The 12133-nt window shown below is 59.9% G+C and carries 11 protein-coding genes; 2 read left to right on the top strand and 9 right to left on the bottom strand.

Annotated elements, in window-relative coordinates; all coding sequences use genetic code 11:
* Positions 1 to 3 precede the first annotated feature (3 nt).
* The 8 genes from ACR0MO_RS07900 to ACR0MO_RS07865 are packed head-to-tail and all read right to left on the bottom strand — an operon-like array spanning position 4 to position 5429.
* The gene (locus ACR0MO_RS07900; RefSeq protein WP_480890614.1) at positions 4 to 669 is read right to left on the bottom strand and encodes a fumarate hydratase C-terminal domain-containing protein; all 666 of its coding nucleotides are present in this window, start codon (positions 667 to 669) and stop codon (positions 4 to 6) included.
* On the bottom strand, positions 666 to 890 hold the full coding sequence (locus ACR0MO_RS07895; protein ID WP_480890612.1) for a DUF6434 domain-containing protein: 225 nt from the start codon (positions 888 to 890) through the stop codon (positions 666 to 668). Before ACR0MO_RS07895 ends, ACR0MO_RS07900 begins: the two co-directional genes overlap by 4 nt.
* A complete protein-coding gene (locus tag ACR0MO_RS07890) occupies positions 887 to 1843 on the bottom strand; it encodes a fumarate hydratase (protein ID WP_480890610.1) in 957 nt (318 codons plus the stop codon). Before ACR0MO_RS07890 ends, ACR0MO_RS07895 begins: the two co-directional genes overlap by 4 nt.
* On the bottom strand, positions 1840 to 2244 hold the full coding sequence (locus ACR0MO_RS07885; protein ID WP_170622447.1) for a hypothetical protein: 405 nt from the start codon (positions 2242 to 2244) through the stop codon (positions 1840 to 1842). Before ACR0MO_RS07885 ends, ACR0MO_RS07890 begins: the two co-directional genes overlap by 4 nt.
* 14 nt (positions 2245 to 2258) lie before the next feature.
* Positions 2259 to 4013 carry an L-aspartate oxidase gene (locus tag ACR0MO_RS07880; protein WP_480890608.1) on the bottom strand — a complete coding sequence of 585 codons (1755 nt, stop codon included), beginning with the start codon at positions 4011 to 4013 and terminating at the stop codon, positions 2259 to 2261.
* Between the two features lie 2 nt (positions 4014 to 4015).
* Complete coding sequence (gene sdhC / locus ACR0MO_RS07875) at positions 4016 to 4369, bottom strand: succinate dehydrogenase, cytochrome b556 subunit (RefSeq protein WP_480890606.1); 354 nt, start codon at positions 4367 to 4369, stop codon at positions 4016 to 4018.
* Positions 4366 to 4713: a succinate dehydrogenase/fumarate reductase transmembrane subunit gene (locus ACR0MO_RS07870; RefSeq protein ID WP_170622450.1), complete on the bottom strand. Its 348-nt coding sequence runs from the start codon at positions 4711 to 4713 to the stop codon at positions 4366 to 4368. Before ACR0MO_RS07870 ends, sdhC begins: the two co-directional genes overlap by 4 nt.
* Entirely contained in the window at positions 4713 to 5429 is a 717-nt protein-coding gene (locus tag ACR0MO_RS07865) for a succinate dehydrogenase/fumarate reductase iron-sulfur subunit (protein ID WP_480890603.1), read from the bottom strand. Before ACR0MO_RS07865 ends, ACR0MO_RS07870 begins: the two co-directional genes overlap by 1 nt.
* 117 nt (positions 5430 to 5546) lie before the next feature.
* On the opposite strand from ACR0MO_RS07865, the gene ACR0MO_RS07860 reads away from it, so the two are divergent.
* Together ACR0MO_RS07860 and ACR0MO_RS07855 are read left to right on the top strand one after the other, a co-directional pair.
* On the top strand, positions 5547 to 6383 hold the full coding sequence (locus tag ACR0MO_RS07860; protein ID WP_480890601.1) for a nitroreductase family protein: 837 nt from the start codon (positions 5547 to 5549) through the stop codon (positions 6381 to 6383).
* A gap of 130 nt (positions 6384 to 6513) precedes the next feature.
* Positions 6514 to 8838, top strand: coding sequence for a fatty acid cis/trans isomerase (locus tag ACR0MO_RS07855; protein WP_480890598.1), 2325 nt, complete (start codon positions 6514 to 6516; stop codon positions 8836 to 8838).
* Between the two features lie 67 nt (positions 8839 to 8905).
* On the opposite strand, the gene ACR0MO_RS07850 is transcribed toward ACR0MO_RS07855, so the two are convergent.
* The gene (locus ACR0MO_RS07850) at positions 8906 to 12109 is read right to left on the bottom strand and encodes a hypothetical protein (RefSeq protein WP_480890596.1); all 3204 of its coding nucleotides are present in this window, start codon (positions 12107 to 12109) and stop codon (positions 8906 to 8908) included.
* Between the last annotated feature and the right edge of the window lie 24 nt (positions 12110 to 12133).

The following is a 12133-nucleotide window of genomic DNA, read 5'->3' as shown; positions in this document are numbered from 1 at the left end:
GCCTCAGATCACTTCATCCCGTCGATCATTGCTTTCACCGTAGCGCTTCATGACAGCAGGTTTCGTGCCCTCATAAACCTGTTCGATAGTCTCGGCGATCTTGGCGTTTTCGCGTTCAAACAAACAGTCTCCGTTCAGGTCCGAGGCCACGATGAATGGCCCCATCCGCCTGCACCGGATCACCCACATCGCCTGCGCCAGACCCAGTTCCTGGTTCCAATGCACCGCCTCGACGTTTTCCACGCCGCGCCCCAGCAATGCCCCGGTGCCGTAGCCCACGGTGGACAGGTATACGGCACCATTCGGTACGAAATACTCTTTGTAATCCTTCGAGGACATCCCGCCCTTGCCAACGATCAGTCGCGCCCCGGTCTTGGCGATCCATTCCGGCAACCATTTGGCAAAGCGAAACGACGCGGTCGCCGTTACTGCGCCCATGTCAAAGGAGCCATCCGTATTGATCCGCGCCGCGGGTGAGCAATGAAAATTGGCGGCACTGTCCGAGGGCAACTCCATCGGGATATTCGCCTTATCCTCCAGCGCGCGCATATAGACACCTTCGCGGGCGGTATACATCAGCCCGGTCAGATACACGATGTCTCCAAGCCGCAGATCGGCGATGTCTTCTTCCGATGGGGTGGTGGATAGCTCGATCTCGCGCAAACTCATTTGCTTGTCTCATTTTGCATGTCGCGCCACACCCCGCAGGCTGTTTTGAGGGTTTTGCCGGAGTTGTCTTTCATCCAGGCCATGAACTTTCGGTTCATCTTAAAATCCTCACCCAAGCGGCTTTTGAAATAGCGCCTGACATTCTGAGTGTTGCGGTACTTCGCATCGATGACGGTTTCGTCGCTCAGCGGGGCAGAATGCCAGTCCAAATTGTCACTCATTCCGCGGCCTCCTGCACCGGGTTCCAGTCCACTGTTTCGCGGCGCTGATACGGCGTGAACCAATTCGGGTCGGTGCGGTGCTCGACCCGGCCATCGGTGTGGATGCGCGCGACGGCCCGGCGCGACGACAGGCAGAACGCGTGGACCGACATGGGCATCCCGCCGGTGTGGCAATAGCCGACCTCGATATTGCAATCGATCACCATGTTCCTTCCTACAAATCCCATGGCCCCCATACCGATAGAGTTCCCCAGTTCCTTGAACTCATCCTCCATCTCGGCAATGCGCGGGTCCGAATTGCGGCTGCCCACCACACGCAGGGTCGAGGCGCGTTTGCCCAGCGTCATGCAGATGTCCTTGGACCCGCCCAGCCCGATCCCGATAATCGCAGGCTGACAGGCCAGACCGCGCTTGCCAAAGGCCATCAGGCTGTCGAGGTAGAAGCGCTTGATCCCCTGTATCCCGTCCGAGGGGAACAGCATCCGGTAATCTGTGCCGAACAGCCCGCCTTTATGCACGGTGATCAGATCGATCCACGCGCCTTCAGGCTCGAACCCGTATTCAATCTCGGGCGCGCCGATACCGACATTGTTGTCGTGATCCGTGCGCCACAAAGGATGCACCCTATTGGGGCGCAAAGGCACGCCATTTGTGGCATTTGCCGTTGCCCGCCTGAGAGCCGCTTCCAATGCAACCATGCCGCCTTCGACCTGCGCCTCATTGCCCAGTTTGACGAACCAGCGCGGCACGCCGGTGTCGCCGCACATGGCCCGGCGGTCCTCTTTCGCGGCTTCGTAGTTCTCCAGCATGGCTTTCAGGACAAATGACGACAGATCGCCATCCTCGGTCTTTGACGCCGCTTTCAGCCCAGCGAGGTAATCTTGCGGGATCTCAATCGCCGCCTTGTCCATCAGCGTTTCGGCCGTGGATTGGATAAGAGAAATGGGGATCATGTTTTCTTCACCAATCGATGTGTGTTCTTCTCAAGCAACCCCCAGCGTTCCAGTTTATCCGGGTTTTCCCTATGGGGGTCGTTGGCGTCGCGCTCGGACGGGGATTGTTGGAATGCGATGGCACCGGACCGCACAAGCAGTCGGCGCAGCTCGTCATCCTCGAACCCCCGGATATGCGACTTGATGGTGTAGAAGCTTCGCAACTCCCAGCCCTGGCGATCCAGCAAATGGATGATCGCCGCCTCGGTCGAGGTTTCAAGCTTCAACTCTTCGCGTATTCTGACATGCTCGTGCCGCGATTGGTAATGCGCGGTGAGATAGGCAACGACGATCGAAGCAAGGATCGCGACGAACCATTGATTTTTCGAAAGCCACTCCCAAACGGTGTTTAGCAAATCCATGTGTTCACCTTCTGCTACTGCGCCACCAAAGTCTCGGGCTCGCCCTTTGGCAGGATCGTTTCTCCGGGCTTCACAATTGTGAATTGAACAGGCTCCTGCGAAACTTCCACAGCCCCATCGACCTGTTTGGCAACCGTGAATGCGCTGTCTTCCATCGCGCCCGGCTCGGGGAAATCTTCGCGGTAATGCGCCCCGCGAGAGTTTTCGCGCGCCAGCCCGGCCCGGGTGATGACCTCGGATATATCACAAAGCGAGCGCAGGTTCAGCCAGTCATGCCAGGTCAGGTTGAAGGCCAGATTGCTGCCCTCGACCCCCACATCCATCAGCGCGTCGGACACCTGCGCAATCCCTTGCAGGCCGCGCGACATACCCTCCTCGGTGCGCATCACGCCCACATCTTCCCACATCAGGTTCTGCAATTGTTTGCGCAGCGGCAGAACAAGGTCGGGTTTGCGTGACAGAGGATGGATGGCGCGGTCAAGCTCGGCTGTCAGGGCTGCCTCGTCCGGGTCGCGCAGGGACATGGCCCTTACATCCGCGCCCATCACATCCCCCGCAATACCGCCATAAACCGTTGAATTTGCAACGCCATTGCCGCCCAATCGGTTCGACCCATGCGCGCCCCCGGCATCCTCACCCGCAACATACAAGCCTTCCATCGCCGTGCGCGTGTCCACATCGACAACCACGCCGCCCATGAAATAATGCGCAGTTGGCACAACCTCGACCTTGCCTGCCGCCAGATCGAAGCCGCTGTCAGCACAGCGTTTCACCATGCCTTTGAACTTCTGGCGCACAGTCTCGGGGCCCAGATGGGACATCGAGATAAACACCCCCTTCTGCCCCGGATCGTTGGTCTTGCGCATCTCGGCATAGATGCCGCGGCTGACCACATCCCGCGTGGCCCGCTCGCCCTTAGGGTCATAGTCGAACATGAACCGCTGACCCGCGTGGTTCAGCAATTGCCCACCCGCACCTCGCAAGCCTTCCTCAAGCACCGTTCCGGTCATCCGTGTGTGATCGCCCGCCAGCAGGCCGGTCGGATGGAATTGCACCATCTCCATATCGCGCAGCGGCAAGCCTGCACGCAGCGCCATGGCCAACCCATCCATTGTTTTGTCCCCAGATGGGGTGTGATAGCGGTACATGGTCGGCCCGCCGCCGGTGGCCATCAACACACATTTGGCGCGGACAAAACGGAAGCGACCCGTGCGCATGTCGATCATCAGAACACCCGACAAGGCGCCGCCGTCCTTGCTGGGGACCAATCCAATCGCGCGATGTTCCTGCAGTTTTTCGACGCCGCTTGCCAGCACTTTCTCCATCAGCCGGTTGATGATCTCGATCCCGGTCAGATCGCCCTTATGCACCGTTCGGTCCGCAGTCTGACCGGCGAAGGCTTTCTGGTGCAGCGAGCCGTCGGGATTGCGGTCAAAGAAACACCCGACCTCGTTTTCCAATTCCCGAATGCGCACGATGGCCTGTTCGCACAAACGCCAGGCCATGTCTTGGTTGGGCAACCATTTGCCCCCGTGAATGGTGTCCATGAAATGCCGCTCGACCGTATCGCCACCACCCAAGGCGACATTGTAGCCACCCTGCACCATCCGCGTGCAGCCGCATTTCCCGATCAAGCCTTTGACGGCGATGGTGATCCTGGTGCCCTCGGGCGCGGTTTGCTGGGCATGCAGCGCGGCAAACAGCCCCGCGCCCCCGCTGCCGAGGATCAGAATGTCGGTATCTTGCCGGTCGATCTCGAAGTGCCGCATCGCTAAATCGCCCGCATGAAAAACAGCCCGGCCACGAGGAACGACATCGCCGCCGCCCCCGCCGCCAGCGTCTTCTGCGATGGGCGCCAAGGCAGCCATTCCAACGCCATCAGGCGCAGGCCGCCGAACATATGCACGGCCAGCAGGAATACGAGGCCGAATTCGACCAGCTTCACCGCGCCGGACTCGGTCATTGCCAGGGCCGCATCCAACCGCGCGGGACCTGTCAAAGCCATGGCCAGAACCCAGAAATGGATCGGCAGTAACAGCGCCAGAGCAATCCCGGACAAACGATGCAGAATATAGGCCAGCCACAGCGGATGGGCCCGAGACTGGATACCGCGCACCGCCCTCATGACGCGGCCCCAACCGCAAACGTGACCGCCCATACCGCGCGTGCACCCAAAGCAAATAGCGCCAGCCCGGTCGCCCACATAAAGACGTCCAGTGCCCCACCCGTCAGGCCACCCCATTCAAAGGCAATCACCCGTAGACCAATGGCCCCGTGAATGGATACCGCAACAGCAAAAAGCCCGTAGAACAGGAACCAGATCAGTGAACCCTGCGTTCGCCCCAAAATCTCGACAGCGGTCAGCCCGCCCTGAATGGCGTAGATCATCACCGCAAGATGCCCCAGCACAAGCGGGGCCATCACCAGCGCCGTCACCCGTTGCAGCATGTAAAGGCGCAAATCCAGCATCAGCGCCCCTTCCGCAATATGGATTTCAGCGTCTCGCGTTTCAGACCGGCGATTGCTGACATCGGGTCCAGCTCGTTCGGGCAGTAGGCCGTGCAGGATCCCATCGAGTGGCAATTGTGGCAACCGCCCTGCCCCGACACCGCCTGCAGTATCTCGGCACGCCCGGCATCCCGGCTGTCATTCACAAGGGTCCAGGCCCGTTGCAGCGCGGCGGGTCCCAGATAATCCGGATGCGCCGACACCGTATCGCAGGCCGCATAGCAGACCGCGCAGTTGATACACTCGATCCCGGCATTGGCCGTGGCCCGTTCGGGAGAGGATTCGTCGACCGGAGTGATGGGATCGTTGCGCGTCGATACGCCATGGTGAACGCCCTCGGCCGCGATCCATTTGTCGAAGAACGGATCCATGTCCACGACTAGATCCTTGATGACCGGAAGGTTGCGCAGCGGGCCGATGGTGACGCCATCCCCGTCCAGCACCTTTGAGATATGGGTTCGGCACGTCCAGCGCGGCACACCGTTGACCATCACGGCACAGGACCCGCACATCCCCACGCGGCAGGCAAAGCGATAGCTGAGCGTTGGGTCGGCGTTCTGCTGAATCCACGAGACAACGTCCAGCACGGTCTGATTGTCGTGGGCCGGGACCTTGAACGCATCAACGCGATCCGCGCCCCGTTCGATCCGAATGTTTAGCTGTGCCGCTGAATTCATACTCAAGCGTGTCCAGATGCTGTATGGCTGGACCAAAGCTTAACCGACAGTTTGCCTTAATGAACGCCAAAAAATCTTAAGCTTTGTGTAAGATAGAGTTTCGAAAGAGGTGCCGCCGTGGCCGATCTTCCAACTTCCGATCTGCAAGCCGCCCTGCGCGCCCGGTTCTCGGATGCGCCTGAAACGGTGCCCGAGGCGGCAACGCCGTTGTACCCCATGGCGGCCCGAGGGTCGTGTCGCAGTTTCCGCGATCAGGACATTCCCGCTGACCTGCTGGAAACACTCTGCGCCATTGCCTTGGCCGCACCGACCAAAAGCGATCTGCAACAGCGGGATGTCATCCTGCTGCGCTCACCCTCTCAGCGCCGGAAACTGGCCAAACTGATCCCCTGTCAGGATTGGATTGCAAAGGCTCCGATGATCCTGATCTTCTGCGGCAACAATCGACGTCAGAGGCTGCTGCATGATTGGACAGAGACCCCTTTTGCCAATGATCATCTGGATGCGTTCTTCAACGCGGTCGCGGACGCCGCCATCGCACTTGGGGCCTTTGTCACAGCGGCCGAGGCGACAGGGCTGGGCTGCTGCCCGATCAGCGCGGTGCGCAATCAGGCCCGGGCGGTCAGCGACCTGCTGAACCTGCCGCAGCATGTGTTCCCGCTGGCCGGTCTGGCACTGGGCTATCCGGCTTCCCCTGCCCCCATTTCCAAGCGACTGCCCTTGCGCGTGACATGTCATGAGGATGAATACCGCGAAACCAACCTACGGGAAGCGGTTGAAACCTACGCGCAGGAACGCGCGGTTGTGCAGCCCTATACCAGCCAAAGGGACTCGGATCACAAAGGCGGGAAACCGGGCTATACGTGGATCGACGACAAGACCCGACAGTACAGCAAGCCGGAACGCGAAGGATTTGGCGACTATGTCCGCACGCAAGGGTTTCGACTGACCTAGGTGCAATCCGTTTTCCCGTGTTTGTGGGCCGTTGGGCCTCAGGCGGTTCAACACCTCATCCAAGCATCGACAAACCGTTCAGGGCGGGCCAAGCTTGGGCACAGCGTTCGGACCGAAGCAGGGGGAAGGGATGACCGAATATCGCCAGACACGCAGGATCACAGCACTTTGCGTCCTTCTGTTCGTGCTGCTCAGCCTGCCTTTGCACGCCCAGACTGCCCCGAACCCGCAAGAGGTGAAACGTATCGTCGATCACCGCTGCGTTGTCTGCCATAGCTGTTATGACGCCCCCTGCCAGTTGAAACTCACCTCGCCCGAGGGGTTGGCACGCGGTGGCAGCAAGCTGGCGGTTTATCACACCGAACGGCTGAAAGATGCGCAACCCACACGCCTTGGCATCGATGCCCAAACGATACCCGAATGGCGTGCGCTGGGGTTTCACCCGGTCATCGATGACCCGTCAGGACCAGCAGATGGTCCAAGCCTGTTAGAGCGGTATCTCGAACTCGGTCGCCAGAACCCGCTGCCTGCCGACGGGCCGGTGCCCGAGGTTCTGGGCCTCGCGCTGGATCGCGCTTTGGCTTGTCCGACGCCCGGTGAGTTCGACCAATACCGGGACACAAACCCGCTTGCCGGGATGCCCTACGCCGCCGCAGCGCTGAGCGACGCCGAATATGAAACGCTGATCACCTGGGCGCGCAGCGGTGATGCCCTGCCAGCCGCAGCCACCGAAATCCCTGACGCTGTTGCCGACCAGATTACCGCGTGGGAGGCGTTTCTGAACTCCGACGATCTGCGCCACCAGTTGATGAGCCGGTATCTCTATGAACATCTCTTTCTGGCGCGGCTGCATTTCAGCGACGGGCCGGACAGGCTGTTCTTCCAGATGGTGCGATCCACCACGCCTTCGGGGCAAGAGATCGACGTAATCGCCACCCGACGTCCTTTCGACGATCCGGGCAGCGACCGGTTTTATTACCGCCTCCAGCAAATCTCCGAAACTATCGTGCACAAAGAGCATCTGGTCTACGCGTTAAGCCCCGCACGGATGGAGCGGTACAGCCAGCTCTTTCTGACACCGGATTGGACGCTGGACAGCCTGCCCCCGTTCGGAGATGTCGAAGGCGGCGACCCGTTCAGCACATTCGCCCGGATCCCCGCCCGCAGCCGCTATCAGTTTCTGCTGGATGAGGCGTTGTTCTTCGTCCGTAGTTTCATTCGCGGCTCGGTCTGTCACGGCGAAACCGCTGTGGATGTGATCGAAGACCGGTTCTGGGTCAGCTTTCTGGACCCCGACGCCGATCTGTCGATTACCGACCCCAGCTACTTGCAAGACGGTGCCGCCGCGCTCGATCTGCCGGTGTCAAAGGTGGACGATGGCGCGCTTGGCGATCTGCAAGGTTTCTCGCACCAAAACCAAATCAGATATCTTGAGTTCCGAGACGCCCGATACCGCAACAGCCCGGCGCATCAGACCGGGTTCGGGTACGACGCCATCTGGGACGCGGACGGGACCAACCCCAATGCGTTGATCACGGTGTTTCGTCACTTCGACAATGCCTCGGCCATGACGGGCCTGCATGGTGACATACCGGAAACGGCCTGGGTGATCGACTACCCCATTTTTGAACGTATCTATTATGATCTCGTCGCAGGCTATGACGTGTTTGGCCGGGTCGAACACCAACTCGCCACCCGGCTGTATATGGATGAATTGCGGATGGAGGGTGAAGATACGTTTCTGGCCTTCATGCCCAAAGACGACCGGCGGCAGATGCACGACACCTGGTACCGGGGCGTGTTGGCCAAGGTGCACACCTATTGGCACCAGCGCCGTGTCGATGACAGCTTTCCAACGGGTATCGCGTATAAGACCGACACCCCGAAGCAGGAATTCTTCGACGCCTTATTGGCCCGCGGCAACGGGTTATGGCCCCTGCAGGATCCGATCAACCGATGCACCAATGACACCTGCGCGCAGGGCACGGACGGCGCCCTGCGTGCACTGGCAAGTCAGCGCGGCGACTGGGTCCGCTACCTGCCCGACCTGTCCGTGCTTGCGGTGGAAGGCCCGGATGACAAGGTCGCCTATTTCACCCTCGCCCATGACAAGGCCCACGACAACGTGGCCTTCCTCTTCCATGAGGCCGCTCGGCGCGACCCTGCCGCCGATGTACTGACGATCATTCCGGGGTTCTTCGGCAGCTATCCGAATTTCTTTTTCCGCGTCCAATCAGATGACCTGCCTGCATTCATCGACGGCATGACCGCCATCCGGTCCCAGTCGGATTATATCGCGTTTGTCACCAAATTCGGCATCCGCAGAACCAGCCCCGAGTTCTGGGCACTCAGCGACAGGATGACGGCCGAGTTTCTGCGGCAGGCTCCGATTCAGGCCGGACTCTTCGACCTTAATCGTTACAAGGATCCCCGGTCTGATCAGGACCCGACCTGACCCCTGAAATGCAAAGACCCGGTGATCTGACTCACCGGGTCTTTTTCGTTCAGCGTGATGTTTGACTTCAGGCGGCTTCGGGTTCCGGCTGACCCGCGTGAATATTCACCTCGCGCAGGATCAGCGACACCTGCGCTTTCAGCGCATCCGCGACGTCCTCCATGGCGTAGTGCCGGGCACCTTCTTCCCACCGCTGGTCCTCGGGCTTTTCGGGCTTCGATGTTTTGGGCCGGTAAGCCGACAGCCCGCCATGCAGGTCTTGCAGATGTTTTTGCACATCGTTGGCAAATTGCGGCTTCTCCTGTTCGGGCAGGGCCTCGATGATCTCTTCAAACTTGAAGGGATCGGATTTGCACAGGCCGTGCAACGCTTTCATCGGGGTATCGATGTCCGGTGTCAGACAGCTCTCCTTGGACAGGCGCGGATAGGCCTTGGTTGCGGCGGCGCGTTTGAACTTCAGCCACGAGGTCAGCGTCAGATCCGGGGTTCCGGGGTGCCAGTCCGACACTTTGGGGACGCTGCGCAGGACCACGGGGTCTTCGCTGTAAAGCGTCTCGAAATACTTCACCACCTTCAGACACACATCCTTGTCCGAGGCCAGGATTTCCGGTGTCAGGCCACAGTTCCGCCCGACCTGAGCGGCCACGGGATCCCCGACAATGGCGATGCCATAGGCCAGAACACATTTGGCCAGGGTCGAGTTCCACGCAATCGCGGTTCTGGCCGCCTTGCGGTTTCCGGGGTTGTTGCGGGCATCGACATACAGCTTCCAGCCGCGCAGGATTTTGGCCTGATCATACATCTTGTAGCCATAATCCGTCAGCGCCTTGGCCATCGAGGTTCCCGCCGCAATGCCTGTTGCCGCGCCCGTTACATCCCCAAGACGCGTGCCCTGAGACACCACACCCAGAACCGAGAAGAACGCATTGAAGGATTTCTGGCTGAGTTGAACGCTGGAGTTTTCCAGCCGTTCCTTCACCGCAGCCTCGTAGACTGATCCGCTGGCCGAGGCTAGGGCCGCGTTCTTGCGCCATGTGTTCAGCTCATCGCCTTTCCGCAACAGGGCAACAGCATCGACGCTGAGTTGGCGCAGTGAATCCGCCAGACCGGTTACCGGGAACAGCCGGGTCAGGACCTTGGTGCCACCGGCCGCAATGGTCTCGATCAGCTTGATCTTCATCTCCGACGCCTTGATTTCGGCGATCAGCGCATCCACCGCCTTCTTCGATTTTTCAACTGCCGCCTCATCCTTCGGGTCTGCAGGTGGGGTGGCGGCGGCAATGACGTCTTTCAAATGCTGAAATTCGGCATCGGCCTCTTCTTCGATGCTGGCCAGAAACTCTTCACGGCTGCCCTTGTCGGCCAGTTTCGCTTTCAGCGCATCCAGTTCCTTGCCGGTCTTTTCCGCTTCAAGCTTCTCGGTGGCCTCTTTGGTCTTGCGGGCGATGGCTTCATTGGCCCCCGGTTTGGCATGGTTTTCATTCAGCGCCTCAACCATCGATTTGATCGACGAATTGACGTCGGCGAAATAGCTGGCATAGCTGAAGGGCGCAAAGCCCGCCTCGCCCGGCGAAAGCTGGAAGGCCGAGCCGGACACATCCAGCCGCTGTTGCAAAAGTTTCTCGATTGACTTGTCCTGCAAATCCTCGGCTTCCGAGTCCGACAGCAAGGCCTTTTCCGGGTAAAGCGCCATCTCGCCATTCACAGTTGCGGACGAGGCCCCGATATGCGCCAGACCGGCGGTCAGATGACCTGCGAGCATTTTGAAATCCGGGTTCGGCTTGGCCAGTTCCTTGCACGCGCCGCCGACATTTGCGGTCATGATGAAAAAGGCGCGGATGCTTTCGGAAACAACCCCGGACAGATAGGGGCGTTCGTCAAATTCCTTGTCTACTTCATGGCTGCCGATGCTTTCGTCGCGGTGCTTGGTCGGATCTGAATCCGCCAGTCCCGAATTTACCTCGCCGCCCACCTGGTTCGTGGCGGCGGCGGCCTCGGCCAGAGTGTCACCCAGCGACGACAGGATGCTCATGACCGCCTTTTCGCGCGCCTCGGGCGTCTTGGCCTGTGCGGCCAGAAGGATTTTAGCCGCCAGCTTGTTTCCATTGATCAGTGCGGCCAATGCACCCTGACCGGCGCTGAACCCCTGACGGTGATCATGAGTATTGCCGCCGTCTTCATTCTGCGACCGGTCCGCAGTGGCCGCCGCGCTGAGTGCGGCGGTGACGACACCGCTCAGCACGTCATTTGCGGCGTCGGATGCGAAATGCAGGGTTTTGCCCACGTCCTTCTCGGGCTTTTCGGCAAAGCGAACGCCCTTTTCGGCAACGGTCAGACTGGTCGTTGCAAGGCTGGTGGCGGCCACGCGCAGCAACTGTTTCCCGGCGACCCAGCGCGGATCGGAAAATTGCTCTGCGGACAGGGCGGCGCGGGCGGCGTCAATGTCGTTGAACTCGGTCACGACGCTGGCAAGTTCGGGGTTTTCCTTTGCCTTTGCCAACACGGTCAACGTGCCAGCGTCGTCCGGCAGTTCCAGCTTGGTGCGTGTTTCGTCGATCAGCGCGTTTTGCTTTGCGCCCAGAACGGCGTTCTTGGCTTCCAACTCACGCCCGTCCGCCCGGCTTCGGCCGGTGATATCGAAATCGGCAAATGTCATTGAGGACGCGGCAATGGTCGAGGCCATCGTGATCGTGTCCTTGGCAATGCCCATGACCCTGAAAACGTCCTCGAATTTCGAGGCAGTGTCGGAATATTCATCCAGCTTGGCATCGTAAATTTCCGAGGCACCGTCGAACATCTTTTTGAATTCGCTGTAGGCGTCGGGCACGATGTTCGACGGGATGATGCCCTCCCGCACCAGGGGGGCCCATAATTCGCGGGCGATGTCTTCGTCGCTGAACAGGCCGCTGTCCTGCATCTCGTGCTGGCGGTCCAGAATCTTGGCCAGCGATTCACTTGCCGCCTTCATCACCTCGGGGGTGACACCGGTTGCGTCGGGCAGGTCGGCATAGCTGTCCACCTCGGACATCATCTTGCCGTTCAGCCAATCCATCTTGCCCTTGCCCGGCAGTTTGAACACGCCCGCATGACGTGCCATCGAGACCTTGAAATCCTGTGCCTCTTTGATGCCCTGTTTGTCCGCATCCAGTTTCGTCAGGATATCGGTCAAGACCGCCGCTTTCTGGGCCGTCGCCTCGGCGCTTTTTTCAAAGTCTTCGGCCTTGCCCTGTGCGGTTTCCAGCCATTTGATCTGAGTGTCTGTAAAAGCCATGTCTATTCCTTGTTCCGGTCTTTA

This window comes from Ruegeria sp. K5, assembly GCF_056531805.1.
Note: the sequence above shows the minus strand (reverse complement) of the source record. Positions and strands in the feature narration are given on the sequence as shown.